Annotated in this window: 25 protein-coding genes and 1 pseudogene; 19 read left to right on the forward strand and 7 right to left on the reverse strand. The window is 67.6% G+C overall.

The annotated features are described in order from the left end of the window. Positions 1–133: 133 nt before the first annotated feature. Together AC07X5_RS05220 and AC07X5_RS05225 are read right to left on the reverse strand one after the other, a co-directional pair. Positions 134–1,822: an AMP-binding protein gene (locus AC07X5_RS05220; RefSeq protein WP_494769273.1), complete on the reverse strand. Its 1,689-nt coding sequence runs from the start codon at positions 1,820–1,822 to the stop codon at positions 134–136. Positions 1,823–1,888: 66 nt separating this feature from the next. After that, positions 1,889–2,629, reverse strand: coding sequence for an FFLEELY motif protein (locus tag AC07X5_RS05225; RefSeq protein ID WP_494769274.1), 741 nt, complete (start codon positions 2,627–2,629; stop codon positions 1,889–1,891). A 102-nt stretch (positions 2,630–2,731) separates the two neighbouring features. On the opposite strand from AC07X5_RS05225, the gene AC07X5_RS05230 reads away from it, so the two are divergent. Further along, the gene (locus AC07X5_RS05230) at positions 2,732–3,628 is read left to right on the forward strand and encodes an esterase/lipase family protein (protein WP_494769275.1); all 897 of its coding nucleotides are present in this window, start codon (positions 2,732–2,734) and stop codon (positions 3,626–3,628) included. Between the two features lie 12 nt (positions 3,629–3,640). On the opposite strand, the gene AC07X5_RS05235 is transcribed toward AC07X5_RS05230, so the two are convergent. The 3 genes from AC07X5_RS05235 to AC07X5_RS05245 form a co-directional block, all read right to left on the reverse strand. Continuing rightward, a complete protein-coding gene (locus AC07X5_RS05235; protein ID WP_494769276.1) occupies positions 3,641–4,609 on the reverse strand; it encodes a Bug family tripartite tricarboxylate transporter substrate binding protein in 969 nt (322 codons plus the stop codon). A gap of 117 nt (positions 4,610–4,726) precedes the next feature. After that, positions 4,727–5,713 (reverse strand): lipase secretion chaperone, encoded by a 987-nt coding sequence (locus AC07X5_RS05240; protein ID WP_494769277.1) that lies wholly within the window; start codon positions 5,711–5,713, stop codon positions 4,727–4,729. Between the two features lie 20 nt (positions 5,714–5,733). Beyond that, entirely contained in the window at positions 5,734–6,675 is a 942-nt protein-coding gene (locus tag AC07X5_RS05245; RefSeq protein ID WP_494769278.1) for an esterase/lipase family protein, read from the reverse strand. A 166-nt stretch (positions 6,676–6,841) separates the two neighbouring features. Between AC07X5_RS05245 and AC07X5_RS05250 the strand changes: the two genes are divergently transcribed. The 9 genes from AC07X5_RS05250 (at position 6,842) to fabB (ending at position 15,606) form a co-directional block, all read left to right on the forward strand. Continuing rightward, the gene (locus AC07X5_RS05250) at positions 6,842–7,324 is read left to right on the forward strand and encodes an Lrp/AsnC family transcriptional regulator (RefSeq protein WP_145694738.1); all 483 of its coding nucleotides are present in this window, start codon (positions 6,842–6,844) and stop codon (positions 7,322–7,324) included. A 55-nt stretch (positions 7,325–7,379) separates the two neighbouring features. After that, positions 7,380–8,270: an ATP-binding cassette domain-containing protein gene (locus AC07X5_RS05255; RefSeq protein WP_494769279.1), complete on the forward strand. Its 891-nt coding sequence runs from the start codon at positions 7,380–7,382 to the stop codon at positions 8,268–8,270. Beyond that, a complete protein-coding gene (locus AC07X5_RS05260; protein ID WP_494769280.1) occupies positions 8,267–9,100 on the forward strand; it encodes a hypothetical protein in 834 nt (277 codons plus the stop codon). The genes AC07X5_RS05255 and AC07X5_RS05260 overlap by 4 nt, the downstream gene beginning before the upstream one ends. Continuing rightward, positions 9,097–10,053 (forward strand): hypothetical protein, encoded by a 957-nt coding sequence (locus tag AC07X5_RS05265; protein ID WP_494769281.1) that lies wholly within the window; start codon positions 9,097–9,099, stop codon positions 10,051–10,053. The genes AC07X5_RS05260 and AC07X5_RS05265 overlap by 4 nt, the downstream gene beginning before the upstream one ends. 280 nt (positions 10,054–10,333) lie before the next feature. Then, positions 10,334–11,065 carry a GNAT family N-acetyltransferase gene (locus tag AC07X5_RS05270; RefSeq protein WP_494769282.1) on the forward strand — a complete coding sequence of 244 codons (732 nt, stop codon included), beginning with the start codon at positions 10,334–10,336 and terminating at the stop codon, positions 11,063–11,065. A 124-nt stretch (positions 11,066–11,189) separates the two neighbouring features. Then, positions 11,190–12,065, forward strand: a complete 876-nt coding sequence (locus AC07X5_RS05275; RefSeq protein WP_409955710.1) for a CorC family transporter — start codon at positions 11,190–11,192, stop codon at positions 12,063–12,065. Continuing rightward, positions 12,065–13,690, forward strand: a complete 1,626-nt coding sequence (lnt, locus tag AC07X5_RS05280; protein ID WP_494769283.1) for an apolipoprotein N-acyltransferase — start codon at positions 12,065–12,067, stop codon at positions 13,688–13,690. The genes AC07X5_RS05275 and lnt overlap by 1 nt, the downstream gene beginning before the upstream one ends. A 174-nt stretch (positions 13,691–13,864) precedes the next feature. Then, positions 13,865–14,395, forward strand: a complete 531-nt coding sequence (gene fabA, locus AC07X5_RS05285) for a 3-hydroxyacyl-[acyl-carrier-protein] dehydratase FabA (protein ID WP_184858783.1) — start codon at positions 13,865–13,867, stop codon at positions 14,393–14,395. After that, positions 14,392–15,606: a beta-ketoacyl-ACP synthase I gene (gene fabB / locus AC07X5_RS05290; RefSeq protein ID WP_409955707.1), complete on the forward strand. Its 1,215-nt coding sequence runs from the start codon at positions 14,392–14,394 to the stop codon at positions 15,604–15,606. The genes fabA and fabB overlap by 4 nt, the downstream gene beginning before the upstream one ends. Before the next feature lie 52 nt (positions 15,607–15,658). On the opposite strand, the gene AC07X5_RS05295 is transcribed toward fabB, so the two are convergent. Next, positions 15,659–16,564 carry a LysR family transcriptional regulator gene (locus AC07X5_RS05295; protein WP_494769284.1) on the reverse strand — a complete coding sequence of 302 codons (906 nt, stop codon included), beginning with the start codon at positions 16,562–16,564 and terminating at the stop codon, positions 15,659–15,661. Positions 16,565–16,715: 151 nt separating this feature from the next. Between AC07X5_RS05295 and AC07X5_RS05300 the strand changes: the two genes are divergently transcribed. The 8 genes and pseudogenes from AC07X5_RS05300 to AC07X5_RS05335 all read left to right on the forward strand — a co-directional run bounded on the left by AC07X5_RS05300 (position 16,716) and on the right by AC07X5_RS05335 (position 24,727). Then, the gene (locus AC07X5_RS05300) at positions 16,716–17,786 is read left to right on the forward strand and encodes a type II asparaginase (protein ID WP_494769285.1); all 1,071 of its coding nucleotides are present in this window, start codon (positions 16,716–16,718) and stop codon (positions 17,784–17,786) included. Between the two features lie 303 nt (positions 17,787–18,089). After that, positions 18,090–19,010 carry a glycine--tRNA ligase subunit alpha gene (glyQ, locus tag AC07X5_RS05305; RefSeq protein ID WP_494769286.1) on the forward strand — a complete coding sequence of 307 codons (921 nt, stop codon included), beginning with the start codon at positions 18,090–18,092 and terminating at the stop codon, positions 19,008–19,010. 23 nt (positions 19,011–19,033) lie between these two features. Next, positions 19,034–21,172 (forward strand): glycine--tRNA ligase subunit beta, encoded by a 2,139-nt coding sequence (gene glyS, locus AC07X5_RS05310; RefSeq protein ID WP_494769287.1) that lies wholly within the window; start codon positions 19,034–19,036, stop codon positions 21,170–21,172. Positions 21,173–21,207: 35 nt separating this feature from the next. Further along, on the forward strand, positions 21,208–21,774 hold the full coding sequence (gmhB, locus tag AC07X5_RS05315) for a D-glycero-beta-D-manno-heptose 1,7-bisphosphate 7-phosphatase (protein ID WP_409955697.1): 567 nt from the start codon (positions 21,208–21,210) through the stop codon (positions 21,772–21,774). Positions 21,775–21,843: 69 nt separating this feature from the next. Then, positions 21,844–22,590, forward strand: coding sequence for a lysophospholipid acyltransferase family protein (locus AC07X5_RS05320; protein ID WP_494769288.1), 747 nt, complete (start codon positions 21,844–21,846; stop codon positions 22,588–22,590). Between the two features lie 21 nt (positions 22,591–22,611). After that, positions 22,612–23,556 carry a M48 family metallopeptidase gene (locus tag AC07X5_RS05325; protein ID WP_494769471.1) on the forward strand — a complete coding sequence of 315 codons (945 nt, stop codon included), beginning with the start codon at positions 22,612–22,614 and terminating at the stop codon, positions 23,554–23,556. Between the two features lie 58 nt (positions 23,557–23,614). Continuing rightward, a pseudogene (locus AC07X5_RS05330) lies at positions 23,615–24,115 on the forward strand (MBL fold metallo-hydrolase); the annotation flags it as partial. Between the two features lie 201 nt (positions 24,116–24,316). Then, positions 24,317–24,727, forward strand: a complete 411-nt coding sequence (locus AC07X5_RS05335) for a rhodanese-like domain-containing protein (RefSeq protein WP_494769472.1) — start codon at positions 24,317–24,319, stop codon at positions 24,725–24,727. A gap of 61 nt (positions 24,728–24,788) precedes the next feature. Here AC07X5_RS05335 and lysM read toward each other — a convergent pair whose 3' ends face one another. Continuing rightward, positions 24,789–25,271 (reverse strand): peptidoglycan-binding protein LysM, encoded by a 483-nt coding sequence (gene lysM, locus AC07X5_RS05340; RefSeq protein WP_494769289.1) that lies wholly within the window; start codon positions 25,269–25,271, stop codon positions 24,789–24,791. A gap of 194 nt (positions 25,272–25,465) precedes the next feature. On the opposite strand from lysM, the gene AC07X5_RS05345 reads away from it, so the two are divergent. Then, entirely contained in the window at positions 25,466–26,233 is a 768-nt protein-coding gene (locus AC07X5_RS05345; RefSeq protein WP_409955693.1) for a type III pantothenate kinase, read from the forward strand. Positions 26,234–26,254: the final 21 nt, after the last annotated feature.

The raw sequence follows: 26,254 nt of genomic DNA on the forward strand, positions 1-26,254 counted from the left end.
TAATTGGTGTTAACCCGCAATGCTCTCCCGTCGAAGAGCCCTTGAGGTCAATGAAAATGGCGTACGGTGTGGCCGCGGCACGCAAAAAAAGGGCGCCGAAGCGCCCTCGAAAGTGGTGTGGCCCGCGCCGTGTTCAGGCCGTGGGCGAGCGCAACTCCCGGCGCAAAATCTTGCCCACATTGCTCTTGGGCAGTTCATCGCGGAACTCGATGTACTTGGGGCGCTTGTAGCCGGTGAGGTTTTCCTGGCAGAAGCGGGCCACGTCCTCCTCGCTCAGGGCCGGGTCGCTCTTGATCACGAAGATCTTGATCGCCTCGCCCTGCTTTTCGTCCGGAATGCCGATGGCCGCGCACTCCACCACGCCGGGGCACAGCGAGACGACCTGTTCCAGCTCGTTGGGGAAGACGTTGAAGCCGCTGACCAGGATCATGTCCTTCTTGCGGTCGATGATGCGGGTGTAGCCGCGCTCGTCCATGATGCCGATGTCGCCCGTGCGCATGAAGCCATCGGCAGTGAAGGCCTTGGCATTTTCTTCGGGCTGGTTGTAGTAGCCGGTCATGACGTTGGGGCCGCGGATGCAGATCTCGCCCGATTCGCCCTGGGCCAGGCTGTTGCCCGCATCGTCCTTGATGGCGATGTCGATGCCCGGCAAAGGCAGGCCGATGGTGCCGCTGAACTCGGTGTTGGTCACCGGGTTGTTGGTGCCAATGGCGCAGGTCTCGCTCATGCCCCAGCCCTCGATCATGGTGTTGCCCGTGACCTTCTGCCATTGCTTGGCTGTGCCTTCGGAGGCGGCCATGCCCCCGGCCTGCGACACGCACAGGTGCGAGAAGTCGAGCGCTCGGAACTGCGGGTTCTGCAGCAGGGCGTTGAACAGGGTGTTCACGGCCGGCAGCATGTGGAAGGGGCGCTTCTTGAGCTCGGCCACGAACTTGGGGATGTCGCGCGGGTTCGGGATCAGCGTGAGGCTGGAGCCCTGGCGGATGGCCAAGAGGCACAGTGTGAGCGCGAAGATATGGTACAGCGGCAGGGCGGCGATGCTGTTGGCCTTGCTGAGATCGCCCACCTTGGAGAGAGCGGGCGTGAACCAGGCCTCGGCCTGCAGCGTGGCGGCCACGATGCAGCGGTGCGTCAGCACCGCGCCCTTGGACAGGCCGGTGGTGCCACCCGTGTACTGCAGGAAGGCAATGGAGTCGAGCGTGGCCTGGCTGGGGGCCAGCGTGCGGCGCTCGCCCAGGGCCAGTGCCTTCTTGAACGGCACGACCTTGCGGCCGTTGGTCAGCGGCAGCTCGTAGGCCGGCACCATCTTGGCCAGGTGGCGCACGGCGAAGGTGATCCAGTGGCCGAACCAGAAGCCCAGCAGGTCGCCCATGGAGGCCATGACCACATGCTGCACGGCCGTGTTGTCGATCACCTCGGCCAGCGTGTGTGCGAAATTCTCCAGGATCACGATGGCCGTGGCGCCCGAGTCTTTCAACTGGTGCTGCAGTTCGCGTGCCGTATACAGCGGGTTCACGTTCACACAGGTGTAGCCTGCGCGCAGCACGGCGGCCATGGTCACGCCGAACTGGGGCACATTGGGCAGCATGATGGCCACGCGCGCCCCGGGCTCCAGGCCCAGGCCCTGCAGATAGGCGCCCAGGGCGCCGGACAGGCGATCGAGCTCGCCGTACGACATCCACTGGTCCATGCAGACCGAGAACGGGCTCGATGCATTCTTGCGGAAGGATTCTTCCAGCATATGGGCCACAGAGCGGTATTGCTCGGGCTTCACGTCATGCGGGACGCCCGGTGGGTAGCTCTTGAGCCAGATCTTTTCCATGCGCTTTCCTTGTGCTCACCAGTAGATAGATGGGCACAGATTGTGGAAGTGCAGGCAGGAAGGCGGCTACCGGGCTTGTCCTAGGGTGCGGGCCAGTTCGGTCCCCGAGGTGACAGCATCGCCGTCGAACAGCAGGCTCATCAGGGCTTGCTCGCGTTGCTCGATGGTGGCCAGGAACTCTTGGACCGCACCGCGCTGGCGTGCCAGCTGGCCGAAGGTGTCGAACCCGGCTTCGAGGAATTGCTGCAGCGCGCCCATGCCGGCCGCCGTGGCCGGCCCGCGCATCATGCGCAGCATGGTGCGCAGGCCGGGTGCCCGGGTCAGGCGCGCCAGGTCGCGGCCCATGGCCAGCACGCGCGCCAGCTGTTGCTGGCGCCCGGCGCGCTGGCCCACGGCGCGCCAGGCGCTGGTGTAGCGCATGGCCTCGGGTTCGGCCTTGTCGGTCTGCAGCCAGGCGCGGCCCATGTCCTGGTCCAGGTTCTCGGTCTGGGCGTGCAGCACGGCCAGGGCCACGGCCGTGTCCACCACGGGGCGCGGGAACATGGTCTGCAGCGTGCCGGCGATGCGGCCGAACTGCTGGTCGCGCGCCGTGTAGTCGCGGTCGCTGTAGAGTTCTTCCAGAAAAAAGCGCGCTGCGGGGCCGAACACGGGCGAAGTCATCAGGTCCGCATAGGTGCCCGCAAAGCGGCGCGCCTGCAGGGTCTTGATGGTCGCCACGGCGACCCCCAGGGGCGCGTCCCCCGTGCGGTGCAGGCGCAGGGCGTTGACATCGGCAATGCTGTCGCGGATGGTCTGGGCCGCGTCCATAGGTCCCTCTCGTGTGGCCGCACAATGCAGGCATGCCATTAGACCCTGTTCAAAATGCTCTTGAACAGCCGCCGTTGACCGGAAACAACTCCACTGCAAACCATGATTGCGCGCTGGCAAAAAATCCTCCTCTTGATTCTGGCACTGGCCGAGACCGCCTGGCTGGTCTGGCAGTGGCCGCAATCCCCCGCTCGGGCGCTGGCCGGCGCGTTGCTGCCACTGGCCCTGTTCTGGCTGGTGATGGCCGTCGAGTTCGTGCTCATGCACCACCTCAACCGGGGCGATGGCGCGCCCCGCGCACGCGTTGCACAGGTGGTGCGCGCCTGGTGGGCCGAGGTCTGGGTGGCCTTGGTGGTGTTCTGCTGGCGCCAGCCGTTTCGCCACCAGGCCGTGGGGGACTGGCTGCCGGCTCAGGCCACGGGGCGCCGCGGCGTGGTGCTGGTGCATGGCTTCATGTGCAACCGGGGGCTGTGGCTGCCCTGGCATGGGCCGCTGCGCGCTCAAGGCCATGCCCATGTGGCGGTGAACTTGGAGCCGGTGATGGGCTCCATCGATGACTATGCCGCGATCATCGAAGACGCCGTGCTGCGGGTGACGGCCGCCACCGGCATGGCGCCGGTGCTGCTCTGCCACAGCATGGGCGGCCTGGCGGCACGTGCCTGGCTGCGCGCGCATGCGGCCGATGCGCGCGTGCACCGCATCCTGACCCTGGGTACGCCGCATGGCGGCACCTGGCTCGGGCGCTTCAGCCGTGCCGTCAACGGCCGCCAGATGAGCCTGGCGGGCGATTGGGTGAAGGGGCTGCTGAGCGTGGAGCCGCAGGGGCGTGCCCAGCGCTTCGTGTGCTGGTACTCCAACTGCGACAACATCGTCTTCCCGGCCAGCACCGCGACCCTGGCGGGTGCGGACAACCGTTTCCTCGATGGCCCGGCGCACGTGGAGATGGCGCTTCTCCCCGAGGTCATCAGCGCCTGCCTGGCCGAGATCGGCAGGGGCTGAGCCCACCGGTGCCTACTCGATCTTGATCTTGGCGGCGCGGATCAGGAATTCGTACTTGCTGTTCTCAGAGCGCACGAACTGCGCGAAGCCATCGAGCGTGAGTTCTTCGGGCGTGATGCCCATCTGCTTGAACTTTTCCTTGCCGGCAGGCGATTGCATGGCGGCCGTGAACGCCGCGGCATAGCGCTGGGCGTCCACCTGCGGCAGCGATACCGGGGCGAACAGCCCGAACCAGGTCGACACGTTGAAGCCCTGCACCGAATCATTGATGCTGGGCACCTGGGGCAATGCCTCGTTGCGGCTCAGGGTGGTTACGCCCAGCGCGTGCAGCTTGCCCGAGCGGATGTGCGGCAGTGCCGATGCGAGGTTGTCGAACACCAGCAGCACCTGGCCCGACTGCAGCGCCGCCAGGGCCGGGTTGGATCCCTGGAAGGGCGTGTGGCCCATCCTGGTATTGGTGAGCGACTTGAACATCTCGGCCGAGATGTGGCCGATGCTGCCGTTGCCGCCCGAGCCGTACTTGGCCTGGTCGGGGTTCTTCTTGAGGTACTGCACCAGGTCCGGGGTGGTCTTGATGCCCAGCTTGGTGGCCTGCTCGGCATTCACGACCAGCACGTTGGGCGTGCGGGCCACGAGCGAGATGGGCTTGAAGTCCTTGATCGGGTTGTACGGGAAGTTCTTGTACAGCCAGGGGTTCACCGCATGGGTGGCCACGGCTCCCATCAGCAGTTGGTTGCTGCCGGCAGGGGACTTGGCCACCAGATCGGCACCGGTTCCACCGCCGGCGCCGGGCTTGTTTTCGACCTTGATGGCACCCAGCTGCGCAGCCGCGCCTTCCGCGATGATGCGGGCCGAGGTGTCCAGCGGGCCGCCCGCAGGGTAGGGCACCACGATGGTCATCGGGGCGGAAGGGGTCTGGGCCAGTGCGGCGGTGGCCATGCTGGCCAGGGCCGCGCTGAACAAGATGCTACGGAGCGACATCGGGATCCTCAAGAGTTCCAGGATCGCGCAGTATATGCACCCGTACAGGGTTTACCCTTTGTTACTGTCCGAACGGTCAAACCACCGTCTCTGCGGGTGCCTGGCCGCCGTCCTGGTTCAGCGCGCAGAAGCGCCTGCTTGCAGGGCGCGCAGCGCCAGGGCCGCGTCCACACGCTGCAGTTCTTCGGTCGTGAACAGCTGTTGGCGCAGGGCCTGCGCAGCCGCTTCGCCATGCTGCGCACGGGTGTGGCTGAGTTCCTCGAGCCGGCTCTGCCAATGCTGGTCTTCGCGGTCGAGCTGGGCCAGTGCATGGGCCGCCTGCTCCCCGAACTGTGCGCTGCGCGCCATATGGCGCTGGACGTCGCCCACACCCTGTGCATTGAAGGCCGCAGTCTGTGCCGCGGCGTCCAGGTGGGCTGTGGCCGCTGTGCGCTCGGCGCGGCGCTCGGGGGCGAGCTCGGATTCGGCAGCGCGCAGCGCATCGCTGCGCTGCTGCGGCGAGAGCTGGGGATTGCGCGCGATCTCCAGCCGTGCCAGGGTGTAGCGGTCGAGTTCGGCTTCCTGCGCAAACAGGGCGTCGTACTCTTCGCCCTGGAAGTACTGCTGGCGCACTTTCTGGCGTGCCTCCATGGCGTCGCGCAAGGCACGCGGATCGCTGGGGTCACGGGGGGCCGACAAGGCCCCCAGCGCCACGCGGTAGTCCACATAGCGCTCGGCCAGGGCCAGGGCGCGGGTGGCCAGCGCGGCCGGGAAATGCTGGCCCACCAACTGCGCCAGGCGTTGCTTGAGCGCATCGGGGTCGCTGGCTTCGCCGGCCTCGAAGAGCATGGCTTCCAGCGTATTGCGCAGGCCGGGCACCAGCAGGGGGTCGGCCCCTGCGGCCGCCTGCGAGGCAGCGGCAAGCGCCGCGGACGCGGGTGAGAGCGTTGCCGATGCTGCACTGCCCGCGGGCACCGCCGCAGCTGCCGCAGGCGCAGCCGCGCTGGCGCCAGGACCGGTGCCCTGGCCCGCCGCGGTCCGCCAGGCGCGCCACCCGAGCACGGCCGCGACCAGCAGAACCAGGGCGATGGCGACAGTCACGGCAGGGCGGGGAAGGCGGTCCATGGCAGCGATCATCGCAAAAATTACAGGCCGGCGGCCTTGAGTCGGTTGGCCTGCTGGCGGTACAGCGTGACCGGATCGGTCGAGAACCAGTCGCGCAGGCCCACCAGCTGGTTCACCTCATCGAGGTGGTTCTGGCGGTGGTCACCCAGGTGCGTGCCCAGCCGCGAGGAGCAGGCCGATACCAGGCCGTCGTTGGCTTCGCCGAACACCAGGCCCAGCACGCCGAGCAGGGCGTCGCTGGCGTCGAGCACATTGGTCAGCGTCTTGGTGCCGGTCCAGGAGTAGTAGCGCACGCCGTTGACCAGCTCCGCTCCGTTGCCGCAGCCGGAGGTCGGCACCCCCTGCGGGAAGCGCCGGTTGAAGGCGGCCGATCCATTGGTGGTGAGCGAGTCGAGTGCTGCCGTGGGCATCTGCGGCAGGCCGGTGCCGCCCGAAGTCAGGTTGATCAAGGCCACCAGGGCAGTGGCGGCGCCATTGGCGATGGTTTCGGAGACCGAACCCGCGGGCGCCACGCCGCGCATGATGTCGGCCACGCGTGAGCCGCGGTTCACACCGCCCACCGAGGTCACCGAGGCCACCTTGCCCGGGGCCACCCCGGCCACATAGCGTGCCGTGGGGCCGCCGTGCGAGTGGCCCACCAGGTTCACCTTGGCTGCTCCCGTGATGGCCAGGATGTTCTTGACCTGGGTCAGCAATTGCTCGCCGCGCACCTCGGTGCTGTTGGCCGCCGAGACCTGGGCGACGTAGACCTTGGCACCGCCCTGGCGCAGCGCGTCAGGGATGCCGTAGAAATAGTCCACGCCCAGCGCTGAATCAAACCCGAACAGCCCGTGCACCAGCACGATGGGGTAACGCGTCTGCGTGTACCCGGCCTGTGCATGGGCACTGGCCCCGAGCAGCAGTGTCGAAGCGGTAGCGGCGAGCGCCAATCGCCGCAGAAGGCGGCCAAAGAAACCGGTCATGTGCTTGTCTCCGTTGATGGATATTTTTGGTTTACGCAAAAAAGAACGGTCGTTCTTTTTTGCGGTATTCATTGTTCTTTGGCAGGCCCCTGTGTCACTATCGGGACATACCCGAGTTTGATGAAGGGCCATCGCGGCGGCTTCATTTTTCGTAAAATCCTGCGCAATGACTGCTTTCAACGCACTTGACAAGCTGGATCGGGCCATCCTGCGCCGGTTGCAGGAAAACGGCCGCGAGACCTACGACGTGATCGGCGAGCAGGTGGGGCTCTCGCCCAGCGCCGTGCTGCGCCGGGTCAAGCGGCTGGAAGACGCTGGCGTGATCGCCCGCTATGTCGCCCTGGTGCCGCCCGAAGCCGTGGGCCTGGGCCTCACGGCCTACCTCAACGTGCGCCTGGAAAAGCACACCGAAAGCCACAAGCGCAACCCCATGGACGTGTTCCGCGCCAGTGTGCAGACCTGGCCCGAGGTGGTCGAATGCGCCTCGCTCACGGGCGAGATGGACTACCTCCTGCGCGTGGTGGTTGCCGACATGGCGCACTACAGCCGCTTCATCATGGACACCCTGCTCAAGCACCCCAGCGTGCAGGACTGCAAGACCAGCTTCGTGCTCGACCGCGTGAAGGCGACGACCGCAGTGCCCGTGTGACAATGCGCGCGCCGTGGCGCTCCGCCTGCGCGCAGGAAAGGCCGGACTGCCACCCATGATCGCCATCGACGACCTGCATTTCGGCTATGGCCGCGACGCGCTTTACCAGGGCTTTTCGGCCCAGGTGCGCCAACCCGGCATCTACGGCCTCTTCGGGCGCAACGGCAGTGGCAAATCCACCCTGCTCAAGCTCCTCTGCGGGCTGCTCACCCCCTGGGCCGGCCGCATGCAGGTGATGGGCCATGTGCCGCGCCAGCGGGCGGCGGACTTCCTGGCGAGCATCTGCATCGTGCCCGAGGAGTTCCACCTGCCCAACCTCACGACGGCGCAGCTGGCGGACACGCAGGGCGTCTTCTACCCGCGCTTTTCCAAGGCCCTGTTCGGGGCGTACCTGGACGAACTCGAAGTGCCCACCGCCAGCCGCTTCGAGGCCATGAGCCTGGGGCAGAAGAAAAAGGCGGCGATCGCCTTCGCCCTGGCCACGGGCACGCCGCTGCTGCTCATGGACGAACCCACGAACGGCCTGGATATCGTGGGCCGGGGCCAGTTCCGCCGACTGGTGCAGCGGCCCGAGCATGCCGAGCGCGCCGTGCTTATCAGCACCCACCAGGCACATGACCTTGAAAGCGTGCTGAGCCACATCTGGTTCATCGACCAGGGGCAGCTGGCGCTGTCGGCGCGCATGGCCGATCTGGCCGGGGTGCTGCGCACCGGTGTGGCCAACAGCGCGGCGGACCTGCCGGCACAGGAGGGCCTGCTCTACCAGGAGCGCATTGGCCAACAGATCGCCTATGTGGCGCTGCGTTCGGGGGGTGACGCCCCCACCGCGGTGGAGCACACCGTGCAACTGGAGCTGCTCTACAAGGCAATGAGCCTCAACCGCGACAGCATGCTGGCGGCGTTGGCGCCATGGCAGCAGGACGCCGTGGCGCAGGAACCAGCATGAGCATGGAATTCATTTCTGTACGCGGGCCCGAATCGACGACCTTCTCCTGGCCGCGGTGGCGGCGCCTGGCCCGGGCCCATTGGGCAGAGCAAAGGTCTACGTACCTGGGGCACCTGCTGGTCTGCAGCCTGCTCTACATCGCGCTGCTGTTGTTCATGCTGGGGGTGTCAGGCTTTGCGGCCTTCCAGACCAGTATGCAGGCGGCGCTGTACTTTGGCGGGCTGTTCCTCACGGGCTTCGTGTTTGCCGGTCGCTACTTCAGCGCCATGGCGCAGCGCGAGTCGGCCTTGCTGGCACTGATGCGGCCTGCATCGGTGTTCGAGAAATGGGCGCTGTGCGTCGTGGTCGTGGCCATCGCCTACCCGCTGGCCTACAGCCTGCTGTTCCTGGCGATTTCCTGGCCGGTGCAGCAGGCCGCCATCGCGGTGCGCTCTGCGCTGGAGCCCCAGGCCTTCAAGCCCGAGGACTATGCGCTCTTCATGCCACTGGCGAAGATGGCCGCGCGGCAAGCCATGCCGGCCGCCCAGCAAACAGGCTTGCTGATCGCTGTCTGGACCCTGCAGGCCTTTGCCGTGGCGGGTTCGCTCTACTTCGGGCGGGCCTCCCTGCTCAAGACCCTTGCCCTGGGCTTTGCGCTGTTCGTATCCACCGCGCTGGTGGCCTCCATGGCGGGTGCGCAAGGGGACGTGCTGTTTGCATGGTGGTCGTCGCGCCGCTTTGCATCGCTGGACGCGGGCATCCATGCCCTCAATGCGCTGCTGTGGATCGGCCTGCCCGCCTTGCTGTGGCTGCAGGCCTACCTGCACCTGCAGGAAAAGGAGCTGCTGTGAGCTCCACCACCAACCGGCGGCGTGCTCCGCACCGGCTCGGGCGCTGGCTCTTCGTGGCGACGCTGGCGTTGTTCTGGGCGCTGTTGATCACGAGCGGCATGGACCGTTTCCAGAGGCCCGGGCCTACCGCCGTCGCTTACACCGTCGAGGCCCAGTCGCTGGAGGGAGTCACCGGGCTGAGGCTGGAGGAGGCGGGCGACAATGCCTCGAAGATGTCGGTGCGCGTTGTGCTCGACGATGTGCCCGAGGTGCGGATCATCGTGCAGTTGCGCCGGGGCGATGGCGATGAGCCGGAGACACTGCCCGGAAAGTTCCCGGGGCTCACTGCGGCCCGCGAAGGCGACACGCTGGTACTGCGCTGGACCCAAGTCCGGGAGCTCGGCGCAGCGCAACCCAGGCGGCACGGAAAATCCTCGGTGTGGATGGACGAGATCGTGCTGCCTGCCCGGTTCAGGCATCTGGCACTCACCCGGGCCCGCATCGAAGCCCAGGCCCCCGTGGAGCGGCTGGAGGTGGTGGGGCAGGCGATCGCCGTTCGTGGCACGGTCACGCACCTCGACCTGTGGTCCACACAGTGCCGGCCCTGTGGCGCCTGGAAGGTGCCCGGAGTTGCCGAGGATGTGGCCCAGTGCGCGCAACGCACCCGCCGGGGCACGGCAGCGCTGGAAGTGAATGCGGCCCGAATGCGCTCGCTGAGGGTGGATGCACGCGCCGGGCAGCTGGATCTGTCGGAAACCCAGGGACTGGAGCGCGCGGTGCTGCACCTGGGCGATTCCGTCGCACTGTCGGTGGATCGTGCAGCCGTGCTGGAGAAGGCGCGCGGCAGCTCCGGGGATGCGGCCCCGGGTGTGCCTGTGGCGTGCAGCGTGCCCGCCACGGCACCCACGCCCGTGCCCGTGCTGTCGGCATACACATCGCAGGCCGAGGGCCCGCCCATCCGCAAGGTGCCTTGAACCATGGAGGGCCGGCAGCGGGCAGCCCCGCCCGGCCAGGGGATGTTGCTCTTGCATCCCGTGCGCGACAGGCATAACGTGGCGCTGCCAGGATGTCGGCCCATGGCGGCTGGCGCGTACCCGGTATGTCCGCTGCCTTGCTATGGAATGGAGAGCGTCTGACGTAGGCTGAGCAACATTTCAACCGACTTCTTGAAGGAATTCGACGTGCCTCACTATTTTGCTGCGCCGCAGCAAAAACCACTGGAAATTCCTAGGGAAAACCCTTATATTTGGAGCCATGTTCGCTACCAAAGACTGGCTCAAGGCATCCTGGGACGCAGGCCGGGGAATGCTGCGCCCGGTCACGGGGCGTCCCCATGAGAGTGAGGGCAGCATGTCGGCACCACTGATGGTTCCCATCCGTTCGCTCGGGCCTTCGTACCGCGAGCGCATCACGGCCCACCTGTTGCAGCTGGAGCCTGCCGACCGCTACCTGCGCTTCGGCTACGCCGCCAACGACGAGCAGATCCGCCGCTATGCGGACCAGCTCGACTTCAACCGCGACGAGATCTTCGGCATCTACAACCGCCGCCTGGAACTCATCGCCATGGCGCACCTGGCCTTTTCCGAGCACCCCGAATACAAGCATTGCGCCGAGTTCGGCGTGTCCGTACTCAAGCAGGCCCGCGGCCGAGGCTTCGGCGCGCGCCTGTTCGAGCGGGCCGTGATGCATGCCCGCAACGAAGGGGTGAACATGGTGTTCATCCACGCGCTGTCGGAAAACACCGCCATGCTCAAGATCGCCCGCAATGCCGGTGCGCAGGTGCGCCGCGATGGCTCGGAGTCCGAGGCCTACCTGCAGATCGCACCGGCCAGCCTCGACACCCGCATGGCCGAACTGGTCGAGCAGCAGTTCGCCGAGGTGGACTACCAGCTCAAGCGCCAGGCCAAGCAGTTCTGGGACTTCCTGGCGGGCGTGCAGGAAGTGCGCAGCGGTGTGCAGCGCGCGCGCCACCAGTCGGCCGAATAGGCCCTCGGCGCTGCTGTAAGGCAGGCGTGCCGAGGGCTTGTGCGCCCTGGACGACAGGCCCTGTCACAACAATCCGCTATCCTAGGGGCCTGTTTCACTACCGCACGTCCTGCACTCTAAGACAGTGTCTGACCCGCACCCCGGGCGATTGCCCGAAAAGGAAGACAAGCGCACCTTCCTGCAGAAAGTCGCCGAGTTCATCCACCCTGGACCGGACTCGACCGAAGAGCTGATCGAAACGCTGGCCGAGGCCGAAGACAACGACGTCATTGGCGCCGATTCGCGCGTGATGCTCGAGCGTGTGATCCGCATGGCCGACATGACGGCGGGCGACGTGATGGTGGCCGCGCCCCGCATGGACCTCGTCAACATCGACGCGCCGTTCGACGAGCTCCTGTACTTGGTCATCAACACGGCGCATTCGCGCTTTCCGGTGTACCACGGCGAGCGCGAGAACATCATCGGCATCCTCATGGCCAAGGACCTGCTCAAGCTGCAGCGGGCGCCCGAGCTCAACATCCGCGCGCTGCTGCGGCCGGCCGTGTTCGTGCCCGAGAGCAAGGGCCTCAATGACCTGCTGCGCGAGTTCCGTGGCAACCGCAACCACCTGGCCATCGTGATCGACGAATTCGGCCGTGTGGCGGGGCTCATCACCATCGAAGACGTGCTCGAGCAGATCGTGGGCGAGATCGAGGACGAGTTCGACATCCCCGAGGACGCGGGCGACATCTTCGCCCTGGCCGACCGAACCTACCGCGTGAGTGGCGACACCCCCATCGAGCGTGTGGACGAGTCTTTCGGAGTCACGCTGCAGGGCAGCGACCGCGAGGAAGCATTCGACACCATTGGCGGCCTGATCGCCCACGAGATGGGCCATGTGCCCAAGCGGGGTGAACAGGTGGAGCTGGGTGGGCTGCATTTCGTGGTGCTGCACACCAAGGGCGGCGCCGTGCGCTGGTTCAAAGTGTCGCGGATCGACGAGAGCCAGGCTGGCAATTGATGGGGCTGGCTCTCCGAACGCGGGGCCCCGGGCTGGCCTGGGCATTGTTCATTGCCGTGCTGGCAGGGCTCGCGCAGGCGGCCTCGCTGGCCTTGCCCTGGAATGGGCATCCCCAGTGGTGGCTGCAGATCGCATCGCTGGCCGTGCTGGCCTGGCAGGCGCGCGCAGGCGCCCCCACCTGGCGCCGCGGGGCGCTGCTGGGCCTGGTGTTTGCCACGGCCTGGCTGTGCGGCACGTTCTGGTGGCTCTACATCTCCATGCACACCTACGGCGGGCTGGCGGCACCGCTCACGGTGGCCGCCATCCTCGGGCTGGCGGCGTTTCTGGCCAGCTACTACGCGCTGGCGCTCGGCGTCTTCTGCGGGTTGGCGTTGGTGCACCGCGCCGGGGCGGCGCTGCTGTTCGCGGCCCTCTGGATGCTGGCCGAGATGGCGCGCGGCTGGCTCTGGACGGGGTTTCCCTGGGGGGCGGGCGGCTATGCCCATGTGGACGGCCCGTTGGCAGCGCTGGCGCGCTACGTCGGCGTCTACGGCCTGTGCTTTGTCACTGCCTTGATCGCCATGCTGCTGGTGCAGGTGCGCACCAGCGACCTGCGCAGCCCGCGTGCATGGGCCCTGGTGGCGGGGGGGCTGGCCTTGCTGGGCCTGGCCGCCGTGGACCGCCACTGTGCCGTGGAGCTATGCCACACTCCCGCGGCGCGCGTGCCCGCGCCGCTGCAACTGGCGCTGCTGCAGGGCAATATTCCGCAGGACGAGAAATTCCAGCCCGGCTCGGGTGTGCCGCTGGCGCTGCAGTGGTACCGGGAGCAGTTGGAGCAGGCCAGCGCCTCCCTGGTCGTGGCGCCGGAGACCGCCATTCCCTTGCTGCCGCAGCAGTTGATACCGGGCTACCTCGAAGGCATCGCCCGGCGCTACACCAGCGGCTCGCAAGCCGTGCTGCTGGGCATTCCCATGGGGGACGAGCGCGAGGGCTATACCAATTCGGTGCTGGGTGCGCGGGCCGGCCTGACCGCGCCCTACCGCTATGACAAGCACCACCTGGTGCCGTTTGGCGAGTTCATCCCGCCCTTCTTCAAGTGGTTCACGCAGATGATGAACATCCCCCTGGGGGATTTCAACCGGGGTGGCCTGGACCAGGCACCTTTTGTCTTTGCCGGGCAGCGCATCGCCCCCAACATCTGCTACGAGGATCTGTTTGGCGAGGAGCTGGGTGCGCGCTTTGCCGACCCGGCTGGCGCTCCCACGGTGTTCGTCAATTTCAGCAACATCGGCTGGTTCGGCAACACCGTGGCCATCGACCAGCACCTGCACATCAGCCGCATGCGCGCGCTCGAGTTCGAGCGCCCGATGGTGCGCGCCACCAACACCGGCGCGACGGCAATCATCGACCACCGGGGCGTGGTCACTCACCAGTTGGCGCGCCACACCCGTGGGGTGCTGCTTGGCTCGGTGCAGGGCCGTGGGGTGGATGCGCAGCAGGGATGGTTCATCACGCCCTACGCCTGGTGGGTGTCGCGTTGGGGCTTGGTGCCCTTGGCCGGGCTGGCTGCCACCATCGTGCTGGTGGCAGCCTTCGGGGCGGGCCGGCGGGCCCGGGGCGGGCGCTCCGCCAGCGGTGGTTTCTGACCGGTGCTGCGCTTGATCCTGGTCAGCTGCGGCAGGGGTGCCCCAGTGCCCTGGCAGGCCAATGCGCGGCGCAGGCCTCGCGTGGCTTGATAATAGAGCCCGCAAGCGGGGGCTTGTGTTGCATACAACGATGATTTGAAGCGGTGTGGCCGCTGTTCTGGAGCACGACTGAAAATGGCAGATTCCTTTTCCTACGAACAACTGATCGCCTCGGGCGAGGGCAAGCTGTTCGACGCAGACAGCGGGCGTTTGCCGCTGCCGCCCATGCTGATGTTCGACCGCATCACGCACATCGACAGCGATGGTGGCGAGCACGGGCTGGGAAAGATCCGCGCCGAACTGGACGTGCGTCCCGACCTCTGGTTCTTTGCCTGCCACTTCCAGGGCGACCCGGTCATGCCCGGCTGCCTGGGGCTCGATGCCATGTGGCAGCTGATCGGCTTTTACCTTACCTGGCTGCGCCTGCCCGGCAAGGGCCGTGCCCTGGGCGCGGGCGAAGTCAAGTTCACCGGCGAGGTGGGCCCGGACGTCAAGCTCGTCACCTACGAGATCGACATCAAGCGCGTGATCAAGCGCAAGCTGGTCATGGCCATCGGCGATGCCCGCCTGTATGCCGACGGCAAGGAAATCTACGTGGCCAGCGACCTGCGCGTGGGCCTGTTCAAGCGCGAGGAAGCAGGCGCAGCCGCTGGGGAGGCCGCATGAAACGCGTCGTCATCACGGGCACGGGCATCGTCTCGTGCATTGGCAATGACAATGCCACCGTCACCCAATCCCTGCGCGAAAGCCGTCCCGGCATCCGCGCCATGCCGCAGTTCACCGAACTGGGCATGCGCAGCCAGGTGGCGGGCGTGCCGCAGATCAACCTCGAAGAGCGGATCGACCGCAAGCAATTGCGCTTCATGGGCGATGCCGCGGCCTATGCGCACATCTCCCTGGCCAACGCCATTGCCGAAGCGGGCCTGACGCCCGAGCAAGTCTCGCATCCGCGCACCGGCCTCATCATGGGCTCGGGCGGCGGTTCGCCCGCCAACCAGATCGAGGCGGCCGACATCCTGCGCAGCAAGGGCATCCGCCGCGTCGGGCCCTACCAGGTCACGCGCTGCATGAGCTCCACCGTGTCCGCCTGCCTGTCGACCAACTTCGGCATCAAGGGCATCAACTACTCCATCACCTCGGCCTGCAGCACCTCGGCCCACTGCATCGGCGCGGCCGCCCAGCAGATCGCTTGGGGCATGCAGGACGTGATGTTCGCCGGCGGTGGCGAGGAAGTCAGCTGGGGCATGGGCCTGCTGTTCGACGCCATGGGCGCCATGTCCAGCGCCTACAACGCCACGCCCGAGAAGGCATCGCGCGCCTACGACGCCCACCGGGACGGTTTCGTCCTGTCGGGCGGCGGTGGCGCCGTGGTGCTCGAAAGCCTGGAGCATGCGCAGGCGCGCGGTGCCACCATCCTGGGCGAAATCGTCGGCTTCGGCGCCACCTCGGATGGCGCCGACATGGTCGCCCCCTCGGGCGATGGCGCCATCGCCTGCATGCGCCAGGCCATCGCCACGGTGGACGGCCCCATCGACTACATCAACACCCACGGCACTTCCACGCCCGTGGGCGACGTGCCCGAACTGCGCGCCATCCGCGAAGTCTTCGGCAACGCGATTCCACCGTTCTCGTCCACCAAGTCGCTCACCGGCCACTCGCTGGGCGCCACCGGCGTGCAGGAAGCCATCTACTGCCTGCTGATGCTGCGCCAGGGCTTCATCGCCGGCTCGGCCAACATCGAGACGCTGGAGCCCGCCGCCGAGGGCATGCCCCTGGTGCGCGAGACGCGTGACGCGCCGATCCGCACCGCGCTGTCCAACAGCTTCGGGTTCGGCGGTACCAACGCCAGCCTGGTGCTGCGCCGCTGGGATAACTGACCCATGCGGTCTTCAGACCAACCCGCCATCCTGCAAGGGATGGCGGGTTTTTTCATGCCGTTCGTGCGGAGAGGGCCCGGTGCAGCAGCCCCGGCAGCATGGCCAGCATGCGCGTGGCGGGCAGGCCCGGGGGCAGGGCGCGTGCGTGGTAGCTGTACAGCGACATGGGCGGCAGTTCGTGCAGCTCCACCGCCACCATGGCCTCTGGGTCGAGCTGGGTCGCGGTGAGGAAGTCCACCACCGTCCAGCCCATGCCGCGGCGCACCAGGTCCAGCGCCAGGCGCGAGGTCTGCACCTGCAGGCCGGGCCCTGCGGGCGTGCCCAGGCGCTGGGCGATCTCGTCGATGGACTGGCGCATGGGGTCATCGCCCACGAGCCGGATCACCGGCACCTGGGCCAGGCGGGCGGCCGGTGTCACGGCGCGCGGGGCGCGCGTCCACACCGACTGCGCCACGGCCAGGTACATGCGGCCGCTGACCAGCAGCTCGCTGCGCACCTGCGGGTGCGGGTGCTTGTAGAAGCCCAGGCAGAAGTCCACGCTGCGCGTGAGCAGGGCCTGCGTCATCTGGTCCTGGTGGATGGTGCGCACCTCCACGCCCACCTGCGGGTAGTGCAGCGCGTGCTCCTGCAGCACCAAGGGCAAAAACTCATGCGTGATGGACGGAATGGCGGCCAGGCGCACATCGCCTGTGTCGCTGGTGCCCAGGTTGCGCGCTGTGCGGCGCAGGGCGTCGAGCTGGCGGTGGATGCCGGTGGACTCGGCCGCGAGCACCTGTGCTTCGGGCGTGGACGTGAGGCCCGCCGGCGTGCGCACGAACAGCCGGTAGCCCAGCTGCAATTCGGTGTGGGCGACGGCCTTGCTCACGGCGGAGGGCGTGATGCAGAGCAGTCGCGCGGCGGCGCTCATGTTGCCGGTCTGCAGCACGGCCTGGAAAACCTCGAGTTGGCGCAGGTTCATGGGTGTGAGTGAAATTCACAAGGAAGGGCTGATTATTCCCTGTGAGTGTGCGCAAGTCTCTCATACGATCCGGCACCGCCAACGAGCGGGTGAGGGCGACAGCACAAGCCGCGGTAGCCCTCGTCAAAACAACTGTTTGGAGATTCCTGTCATGCGCATTTCCCATCCCATGCACCGCTGGCTTGCCGGCCTGCTGCTGTCGGCCGCGTCGGCCGTTGCCATGGCCCAGGCCGCCCGTCCCCATGTCGTGGTGCTGGCCACCGGCGGCACCATTGCGGGCGCGGGCGCCTCGGCCGCCAACAGCGCCACGTACGCTGCGGCCAAGGTGCCTGTCGACAAATTGCTGGCCGGCCTGCCCGAGCTGGCCAGCGTCGCCCGCGTGTCGGGCGAGCAGGTCTTCCAGATCGCCTCGGAAAGCTTCACCAACGACCACTTGCTCCAGCTCGGCAAGCGCGTCTCGGCCCTGGCCAAACAGTCCGACGTGGACGGCATCGTCGTCACCCACGGTACCGACACGCTGGAAGAGACCGCTTACTTCCTGAACCTGGTGGTGCGCACCGCCAAGCCCATCGTGGTGGTGGGCTCCATGCGCCCCGGCACGGCCCTGTCGGCCGATGGTGCGCTGAACCTGTACGACGCCGTGAGCGTGGCCGCCAGCAAGGACGCGGGCGGCAAGGGCGTGCTCGTCACCATGAACGACGAGATCCAGAGCGGCCGCGACGTGAGCAAGACCATCAACATCAAGACCGAGGCCTTCAAGAGCCAATGGGGCCCGCTGGGCATGGTGGTGGAGGGCAAGAACTACTGGTTCCGCGCCCCGGTCAAGCGCCACACCACGGCATCCGAATTCAACATCGACGAAATCCAGGCCCTGCCCGCGGTCGACATCGTGTATGGCTACGGCAACATGAACAGCACCGGCATCGAAGCCTATGGCAAGGCTGGCGTCAAGGCGCTGGTCCACGCCGGAACCGGCAACGGCTCGGTCGCTGCCCAGGCCGTGCCTGCCCTGCAGGCGCTGCGTGCCCAGGGCGTGCAGGTGGTGCGCTCGGCCCGAGTGCCCGACGGCTTCGTGCTGCGCAACGCAGAACAGCCCGACGACAAGTACGACTGGGTCGTGGCCCATGACCTGCGCCCGCAGAAGGCCCGCATCCTGGCCATGGTCGCACTGACGAAGACGAACGACAGCAAAGAGCTGCAGCGCATTTTCTGGGAGTATTGATTTTTGACTTGGCGCACCACGCGTGCGCCGACCGGCCGTCCCGAGGGATGGCCACCGCTGCGCACCGGCAGACAGCTTGCGCAATCGGTTGGAAAGGCCGGGGCTCCACAAGGGCCCCGGCCTTTGTACATTCCGGGGGGCGTTTGGGGCCCTTGGCCAGCCCTTCTGGAGCCCTGCGGGTGAGGGCGTGCCGCAGCGCCGTAAAATCACCGGTTCGCGTTCGCGGTGCCTACCCCTGCGCAACGGCCTTCTTCCCCCTATCCCCCTTATGCCCGGCCCTGGTCCGCCAGCGCCACAGACGCCATGTTGACATTCCAGCAAATCATCCTGAAGTTGCAGTCCTACTGGGACGCGCAGGGTTGCGCACTCCTGCAGCCCTACGACATGGAAGTGGGTGCCGGCACCTCGCACACCGCCACCTTCCTGCGCGCCATCGGCCCCGAGCCCTGGAAGGCCGCCTACGTGCAGCCCAGCCGCCGCCCCAAGGATGGCCGCTACGGCGAAAACCCCAACCGCCTGCAGCATTACTACCAGTTCCAGGTGGTCCTGAAGCCTGCGCCCGCCAACATCCTGGAGCTGTACCTGGGCTCGCTCGAAGCCCTGGGCTTCGACCTCAAGAAGAACGACATCCGCTTCGTCGAGGACGATTGGGAGAACCCCACCCTGGGCGCCTGGGGCCTGGGTTGGGAAGTCTGGCTCAACGGCATGGAGGTGACGCAGTTCACCTACTTCCAGCAAGTGGGCGGCATCGACTGCAAGCCCGCCACGGGCGAGATCACCTATGGCCTGGAGCGCCTGGCCATGTACCTGCAGGGCGTGGACAACGTCTACAACCTGACCTGGACCGAGGGTGCCGACGGCTCCAAGCTGAGCTATGGCGACGTCTACAAGCAGAACGAGGTGGAGCAATCCACCTACAACTTCGAGCACAGCGACGCGGACTTCCTGTTCACCGCCTTCAACGCGCACGAAAAGCAAGCCAAGCACCTGATGGAGCAGCAACTGGCCCTGCCGGCCTACGAGCAGGTGCTCAAGGCGGCCCACAGCTTCAACCTGCTGGATGCGCGTGGCGCCATCAGCGTAACCGAGCGCGCCGCCTACATCGGCCGCATCCGCAACCTCGCACGTGCCGTGGCGCAAAGCTACTACGAGAGCCGCGAGCGCCTGGGCTTCCCCATGGCGCCCCGCGCCTGGGTCGAGCAACTGCCCAAGAAAGCCGCCTGAGCCACCGCCGGAGCCCCTGACAAATGACGACGACAACGCAAAACCTCCTGGTCGAACTGTTCGTGGAAGAGCTGCCCCCCAAGGCGCTCAAGAAGCTGGGCGACGCCTTCGCCGGCGTGCTGGCCGAGCAGCTCAAGGCCCTGGGCCTGGCCACGCCGGCCTCCACCGTGACCGCCTTCGCCTCGCCACGCCGCCTGGCCGCCCATGTGACTGCCGTGGCCGCCAAGGCCGCCGACAAGGCTGTGCAGCAAAAGCTCATGCCCGTGACCGTGGGCCTGGACGCCGCGGGCAACGCCACGCCCGCCCTGCTCAAGAAGCTGCAGGCCCTGGGCGCGGACGTGTCCAACCCCGCCGCCGCCGTGGCCGCGCTCAAGCGCGCCCCCGATGGCAAGGCCGAGGCCCTGTTCTATGACAGCGTGGTGCCGGGCGCCACGCTGCAAGAGGGCCTGCAGAAGGCCCTGCTGGAATCCCTGGCCAAGCTGCCAATCCCCAAGGTGATGAGCTACCAGCTCGAATCCGACTGCGAGCTGCCCGGCTGGACCAGCGTGAACTTCGTGCGCCCCGCACACGGCCTGGTGGCGCTGCACGGCAGCACCGTGGTGCCTGTGAAGGCGCTGGGCCTCACGGCCGGCAACAGCACGCAGGGCCACCGCTTCGAGGCGGCCGTCTCGCCGGTGGTGCTCAAGGACGCCGACAGCTACGCCGCCACGCTGCAGAGCGATGGCGCCGTGATCGCCTCGTTCGAGGGGCGCAAGGCCGAGATCGCGCGCCAGCTGGCCGCGGCTGCCGCCCAGGTCGGCAACGGCGCCCGCCCCATCGAGGACGACGCCCTGCTCGACGAAGTGACCGCCCTGGTCGAGCGCCCCAACGTGCTGACCTGCGCCTTCGAGAAGGAATTCCTCGATGTGCCGCAGGAGTGCCTGATCCTCACGATGAAGGCCAACCAGAAGTACTTCCCGCTGCTGGACGCTGCGGGCAAGCTGACCCACCAGTTCCTGGTGGTGAGCAACATCAGCCCGGCGGATGCGGGCTTCGTGATCGGCGGCAACGAGCGCGTGGTGCGCCCGCGCCTGGCCGATGCCAAGTTCTTCTTCGACCAGGACCGCAAGAAGACCCTGGCCTCGCGCGTGGATGGCCTGTCCAAGGTGGTTTACCACAACAAGCTCGGCACCCAGGGCGAGCGCGTGGAGCGCGTGCGCGCCATCGCCAAGGCCATCGCCGAGCAGCTGGGCGACGCCACGCTGGTGCAGCAGGCCGACCAGGCCGCACTGCTGGCCAAGACCGACCTGGTGACCGACATGGTCGGCGAGTTCCCCGAGCTGCAGGGCACCATGGGCCGCTACTACGCGCTCAACGACGGCCTGGGCGAGGTGGTGGCCGATGCCATCGAAGACCACTACAAGCCCCGCTTCGCGGGCGACACCCTGCCGCGCAACAGCGCTGGCGTGGTGGTGGCGCTGGCCGACAAGCTCGAAACCCTGGTCGGCATGTTCGGCATCGGCAACCTGCCCACGGGTGATCGCGACCCGTTCGCGCTGCGCCGCCATGCGCTGGGCGTGATCCGCATGCTGGTCGAGAAGGACCTGCCGCTGGACCTGAACGCCCTGCTGGCCGGCGCCGTGCCCGCCTTCGCCGACAAGATCACCGATGCATCGGCCGCCTTGGCCGACTTCATCTACGACCGCCTGGCCGGCAGCCTGCGCGAACAGGGCTACAGCGCCCAGGAGGTCGATGCCGTGCTGGCCCTGCGTCCGCAGCGCCTGGCCCTGGTCGAGAAACAGCTTGCCGCCGTGCGCGCCTTCGCCGCGCTGCCCGAAAGCCCGGCCCTGGCCGCTGCCAACAAACGCGTGGCCAACATCCTCAAGAAGGCAGGCGAAGTGGACGCCCACGTCAACCCTGACCTGCTCAGGGAAAAGGCCGAGCAGGACCTGTATGCCGCGCTGCAGCGCTTCGTGCCCGAAGCCAATGCCCAGTTCGACGCGGGCGACTACACCGCATCGCTGCAGACCCTGGCCGTGCTGCGCGCCCCGGTGGATGCGTTCTTCGACGACGTGATGGTGAATGCTGAGGAGATGGACCTGCGCCTGAACCGCCAGGGCCTGCTCAAGAGCCTGCACGACGCCATGAACCGGGTAGCCGACCTCTCCCGCCTGGCCGCGTGACCTGCTAGGCTGGTGGCTGTCACAAGGGGATTCCCATGAAACTCGCCATCCTGGACCGCGACGGCACCTTGAATCCGCTGGGCGAGGATTTCGTCACCTCGCCCGAGGAGTGGACGGCCGTTCCGGGCGCGCTCGAAGCCATCGCACGCCTGAACCACGCCGGCTGGCACGTGGCGCTGGCCACCAACCAGCCGGGCCTGGGGCGCGGCCTGTTCGACGTGGTGGCGCTCAACGCCATCCACACCAAGATGCACAAGCAGCTGTCGGCCGTGGGCGGGCGCATCGACGCCGTGTTCTACTGCCCCCATGCGCCCGATGAGGACTGTGCCTGCCGCAAGCCCGGCCCGGGCCTGCTCGAACAGATCCGAGACCGCTACGGCGTGGAGCGCCACGAGGTGCAGGTGGTGGGCAGTTGCCAGGCGCACCTGCAGGCGGGCGCCGCGCTGGGCGCGCAGCTGCACCTGGTATGCACTGGCAGCGCCGCCGGCCTGGTGCCGGGGCAGGCGCTGCCGCCCGGCTATCCCCCGGGCACGCAGGTGCATGCCAGCCTGGCGGCGTTTGTCGAGCAGTTGCTGCCGGCGGCTCCCCTGATGGCGGTCTGACCCTTCGCAACACCACCCCCATGTCCACCGGGCGCCGCACTGCGGTGGGCGCCGCAAGACCCTCACACCATGGCCCTGATCCGTTCCATCATCCACCTGATCTGGATGGCGACCACCGTCATGCCCTATGCGCTGCTCATCATGCTGGGCACGCTGTTTGGGGTGCGCGGCCTGCCGCTGTACCGCATTGCGGCCGCCTGGCTGTCGCTGTGCATCAGCGGGGCGCGCGTGTTGCTGGACATCCGCACCCGGATCACGGGCATGGAAAACCTGCCCCAGGGCGAGAACGCCGGGGCGATCCTGCTGGTCAAGCACCAGTCGACCTACGAGACCTTTCTGATGCCCACGATCATGCCGCACCCGCTGGCCTACGTGTTCAAGAAGGAGCTGCTCTACGTGCCCTTCTTCGGCTGGGCCATCGGCCGGCTGGACATGATCCACATCGACCGCAGCCAGCGCGCCCAGGCCTTCAATAAGGTGGTGGAACAGGGCAAGAAGCTGCTGGCCAAGGGCATCTGGATCATCATGTTCCCCGAAGGCACCCGCATCGAGCGCGGCCAGAAAGGCACCTACAAGACCGGCGGCACGCGCCTGGCGGTCGAGACCGGGGCCCCGGTGGTACCGATTGCCGTGACGTCGGCCAAGGTGTGGGGGCGCAGGGCCTTCGTCAAGCGCCCGGGCGTGGTGGACGTGTCCATCGGCAAGCCCATTCTCAGCGCCGGGCGCGAGCCGGAGGAACTCATGCGCGAGGTCGAGGAATGGATCGAGGCCGAGATGCACCGCCTGGACCCCGAGGCCTACCCTGCGGCCCGCTGACCGGACAAGGGCCTCCCCATGGTGCAGCGACTTGTGCAAATGGCGCTGGATTTCTTCGACGCTCCGCCGTCCAGCGCCGCGCCCGGTCCCGCATCGGCCGAGCCGCCGCCAGCGGCCAAGACGCCTGCTGCACCGCCATCCCGGCCCACGGGGCCGCCCGCAGTGGCCTTGCCCTCGCTCCTGTCGCCCGCCGAGTTCCGCCACCCCGAAGCCAAACGTGAACTGCTGCTGGGCGAGGCCGTGGTGGCCTACGCCCTGCAGCGTGCCCGCCGGCGCACCATCGGCTTCAGCGTGGGCCCCGATGGCCTGTCGGTGCGTGCGCCCAGCTGGGTCACGCTGGCGGCCATCGATGCGGCACTGCGCGAAAAGTCCGACTGGATCCTGCGCAAGCTGGGCGAGGCGCGCGAGCGCCAGCAGCGCATGGAGGGCGGGCGCATCGTCTGGGCCGACGGCGCCGTGGTGCCTTACATGGGCCGGCCCATCACCGTGGTGCTCGACCCGGCGCACGGCTTCAGCGGCCGGGGCGGCCAGCTCAAGCCGATGGCGCTCGCCGACGGGCAGGATGCGCCGCCCGCGCAGCACCTGCACATCGGCCTGCCGCACAGCGCCGGGCCCGCTCAGATCCGTGACGCCGTGCAGGCCTGGCTGATGCGCGATGCCAAGCGCCATTTCACCGAGCGCCTGGAGCACTTTGCGCCGCTGCTGGGCGTGCGCTGGACCAGCCTGCGCCTGTCGAGCGCGCAGACGCGCTGGGGCAGCGCCAAGGCCGACGGCTCCATCCGACTGAACTGGCGCCTGCTGCACTACCGGCCTGCGGTCATCGACTACGTGGTGGCGCACGAGCTGGCCCACCTGCGCGTGATGGACCACAGCCCGCGCTTCTGGGACACGGTGGCCACCGTGGTGCCTGACTACGCTGCCTTGCGCAACCATTTGCGGGACGAGCCAGCGCCTCTATGGGATTGACGCCGCGCAGCGCCGGGCGCGGCACAATGGGCGCCAACAACGTCTCATCCAGCCCGCCATGATCCCCCTGCAGCTCTTCGACCCCGCCTCCAGCACCTACACCTACGTGCTGCACGATCCGGCCACGCGCCAGGCCGTCATCATCGACCCGGTGGACGAGCAGCTCGACCGCGACCTGGCCGCGCTGCAGTCCCTGGGCCTCACGCTGCGCTGGACGGTGGAGACGCACACCCACGCCGACCACATCACCAGTGCCGCGCGGCTGGCTGAGCACACGGGTGCTCAGACGGCGGTACCGGCAGACTGCGACATCGGCACTGCGGTCGTGCAGCTCGCGCACGGCGACACCCTGGACTTTGGCGGCGAAAGGCTGGAGGCCCTGCATACGCCCGGCCACACGGCGGGCAGCATGTCCTACCGCTGGCGCGACCATGTGTTCACGGGCGATGCGCTGCTCATCAACGGCTGTGGCCGCACGGACTTCCAGTCGGGCGATGCCGCCACGCTGTACCGCAGTATCACCGGTGTGCTGTTCTCATTGCCGGGCGACACCACCGTCTGGCCCGGCCACGACTACCAGGGCCGCAGCCACAGCAGCATAGCCGCCGAAAAGGCCGGCAATGTGCGTGTGGCCGGTCGCAGCGAGACCGAGTTCGTCGCGCTGATGGAGTCACTCAACCTGCCGCGCCCGCGCCGAATGGACGAGGCCGTGCCGGCCAACCAGCATTCGGGCCAGCGCCAGGATGCCGATGGCGCCGCGCTGCAGGCCCCGCGCGAGGCCGCAGGCTATGCCGGAGACGTATCGCCCGCGCTGGCCTGGCAGTGGGTGCAGGAGGGCCAGGCCGTGTTGGTCGACGTGCGCAGCGATGCCGAGCGCGAGTGGGTGGGCCAGGTGCCTGGCGCCGTGCCCGTGGCCTGGAAGCAGTGGCCCGGCATGGCCATGAACCCCGATTTCGATGCCCAGATCCGCCTGGCCGTGCCCGAAGGCGGGCGTGTGGTGCTGCTGTGCCGCAGCGGCGTGCGCTCGGTGGCGGCGGCCAAGCGTGCAACCGAGCTGGGCATCACGGCCTACAACATCCTCGAAGGCTTCGAGGGCGACGCCGATGGCCAGGCCCACCGGGGCCGCAAGGGCGGCTGGCGCTTCCGAGGCCTGCCTTGGCGGCAGGGTTGATCCGGCGCCATGAAAAAAGCGGGCCCTGCGGCCCGCTTGTTCGTTGGGAAGCGCTGTGCGCTCAGAGCGGTGGAATGCGCAGCTTCTGGCCCGGGTAGATCTTGTCGGGGTGGGTGAGCATGGGCTTGTTGGCCTCGAAGATCTGGGGGTACTTGTTGGCATCACCGTAGAACTTCTTGGCAATGGCCGAGAGCGTGTCGCCGCGCACCACGTCATGGTACTGGGCCTCGGGCTCCGGGTTGGTCACGTTCATCAGGTTCTCGACGCTGGTGACGCTGGCCACGTTGCCGCAGCACAGGGTGACCTTCTCCTTGGCCGCCTGCGTGGGCGCGTCGCCCTTGACGGTGACCTTGCCCTGGCTGCCATCGAAGGCCACCTGCAGGTTGGTCGCGCCCAGGTTCTGCGTGCCGATGTAGGTCTCGATGGCCTTGGCGGCCGTGGCGTTGAGCTCGTCCTGCGATGGCGCAGCAGCCGTGGCGGCCTGCGCGTCCTTGCCGCCGAACAGCTTTTCACCGGCTTCCTTGATGAAACTGAAAAGACCCATGTCGTATCTCCTAAGGTTGCACAAAACAGGAAAAGCCACTGTAGCGGCAAAGTGCGACGCCATGGTGTAAGACGGTCGCGCGACACGATTTTTCACATTGGCGTGGCGGGGCTGTCCCCGGTGCGACGGGGTGGGCGGCATCGGCAATGGGGCACGGCAGGTGCGCGGCGCCAAAACTCGGGATAATCCGCCGCATGACTTTCCTGGCCATCGACGTCGGCAACACCCGTCTCAAATGGGCGTTGTACGACGCCCACCGCCCCGGAGCCACGCTGCTGGCCCACGGCGCCGAATTCCTGGACCACATCGAGAAGCTCGCCGAAGGCAGCTGGGCCGACCTGCCGATACCGCAGCGCATGCTGGGCTGCGTGGTGGCGGGCGATGCCGCCAAGCGCCGCGTGCAGGAGCAGATGGAGCTGTGGGACGTACCGCCGCAGTGGGTGGTGTCCTCGGGCGAGGAGGCCGGGCTGGTCAACGGCTACGACCACCCCTCGCGCCTGGGCTCCGACCGTTGGGTGGCCATGATCGGTGCGCGCCACCACGTGCTGGCCCACGGCCCGGCGCGGCCGCTGGTGGTGGTGATGGTGGGCACGGCGGTCACGGTGGAGTGCATCGACGCGCACGGCCGCTTCATGGGCGGGCTCATCCTGCCGGGCCACGGCATCATGCTGCGTGCGCTGGAAACAGGCACAGCGGGCCTGCACGTGCCCACGGGCGATGTGCGCATGTTCCCCACCAACACCAGCGATGCGCTGACCAGCGGCGGCACCTACGCCATCGCAGGCGCTGTGGAGCGCATGGTGCAGCACGTCATCCAGCATTGCGGTGAGGAGCCGGCCTGCATCATGACCGGCGGCGCCGGCTGGAAGATGGCGCCGAGCATGACGCGCCCCTTCGAGCTGGTGGACAACCTGATCTTCGATGGCCTGCTGGAAATCGCCTCACGGCGCTTTGCCGGCTGAGCGCCTGGCAGGCACTCAGCG

The organism is Acidovorax sp. GW458-11-26-14-TSB4 (genome assembly GCF_059423865.1).

What these genes read in the sequence shown, in the direction of transcription:
- lnt (WP_494769283.1), top strand. Translation starts at nt 12,065, where the DNA reads ATGGGGCTGGCTCTCCGAACGCGGGGCCCCGGGCTGGCCTGGGCATTG.
- AC07X5_RS05295 (WP_494769284.1), bottom strand. Translation starts at nt 16,564, where the DNA reads ATGAACCTGCGCCAACTCGAGGTTTTCCAGGCCGTGCTGCAGACCGGC.
- AC07X5_RS05225 (WP_494769274.1), bottom strand. Translation starts at nt 2,629, where the DNA reads ATGGACGCGGCCCAGACCATCCGCGACAGCATTGCCGATGTCAACGCC.
- AC07X5_RS05235 (WP_494769276.1), bottom strand. Translation starts at nt 4,609, where the DNA reads ATGTCGCTCCGTAGCATCTTGTTCAGCGCGGCCCTGGCCAGCATGGCC.
- glyS (WP_494769287.1), top strand. Translation starts at nt 19,034, where the DNA reads ATGACGACGACAACGCAAAACCTCCTGGTCGAACTGTTCGTGGAAGAG.
- AC07X5_RS05220 (WP_494769273.1), bottom strand. Translation starts at nt 1,822, where the DNA reads ATGGAAAAGATCTGGCTCAAGAGCTACCCACCGGGCGTCCCGCATGAC.
- gmhB (WP_409955697.1), top strand. Translation starts at nt 21,208, where the DNA reads ATGAAACTCGCCATCCTGGACCGCGACGGCACCTTGAATCCGCTGGGC.
- AC07X5_RS05320 (WP_494769288.1), top strand. Translation starts at nt 21,844, where the DNA reads ATGGCCCTGATCCGTTCCATCATCCACCTGATCTGGATGGCGACCACC.
- AC07X5_RS05345 (WP_409955693.1), top strand. Translation starts at nt 25,466, where the DNA reads ATGACTTTCCTGGCCATCGACGTCGGCAACACCCGTCTCAAATGGGCG.
- AC07X5_RS05240 (WP_494769277.1), bottom strand. Translation starts at nt 5,713, where the DNA reads ATGGACCGCCTTCCCCGCCCTGCCGTGACTGTCGCCATCGCCCTGGTT.
- AC07X5_RS05250 (WP_145694738.1), top strand. Translation starts at nt 6,842, where the DNA reads ATGACTGCTTTCAACGCACTTGACAAGCTGGATCGGGCCATCCTGCGC.
- AC07X5_RS05245 (WP_494769278.1), bottom strand. Translation starts at nt 6,675, where the DNA reads ATGACCGGTTTCTTTGGCCGCCTTCTGCGGCGATTGGCGCTCGCCGCT.
- fabB (WP_409955707.1), top strand. Translation starts at nt 14,392, where the DNA reads ATGAAACGCGTCGTCATCACGGGCACGGGCATCGTCTCGTGCATTGGC.
- AC07X5_RS05270 (WP_494769282.1), top strand. Translation starts at nt 10,334, where the DNA reads ATGTTCGCTACCAAAGACTGGCTCAAGGCATCCTGGGACGCAGGCCGG.
- AC07X5_RS05230 (WP_494769275.1), top strand. Translation starts at nt 2,732, where the DNA reads ATGATTGCGCGCTGGCAAAAAATCCTCCTCTTGATTCTGGCACTGGCC.
- AC07X5_RS05260 (WP_494769280.1), top strand. Translation starts at nt 8,267, where the DNA reads ATGAGCATGGAATTCATTTCTGTACGCGGGCCCGAATCGACGACCTTC.
- fabA (WP_184858783.1), top strand. Translation starts at nt 13,865, where the DNA reads ATGGCAGATTCCTTTTCCTACGAACAACTGATCGCCTCGGGCGAGGGC.
- AC07X5_RS05255 (WP_494769279.1), top strand. Translation starts at nt 7,380, where the DNA reads ATGATCGCCATCGACGACCTGCATTTCGGCTATGGCCGCGACGCGCTT.
- lysM (WP_494769289.1), bottom strand. Translation starts at nt 25,271, where the DNA reads ATGGGTCTTTTCAGTTTCATCAAGGAAGCCGGTGAAAAGCTGTTCGGC.
- glyQ (WP_494769286.1), top strand. Translation starts at nt 18,090, where the DNA reads ATGTTGACATTCCAGCAAATCATCCTGAAGTTGCAGTCCTACTGGGAC.
- AC07X5_RS05300 (WP_494769285.1), top strand. Translation starts at nt 16,716, where the DNA reads ATGCGCATTTCCCATCCCATGCACCGCTGGCTTGCCGGCCTGCTGCTG.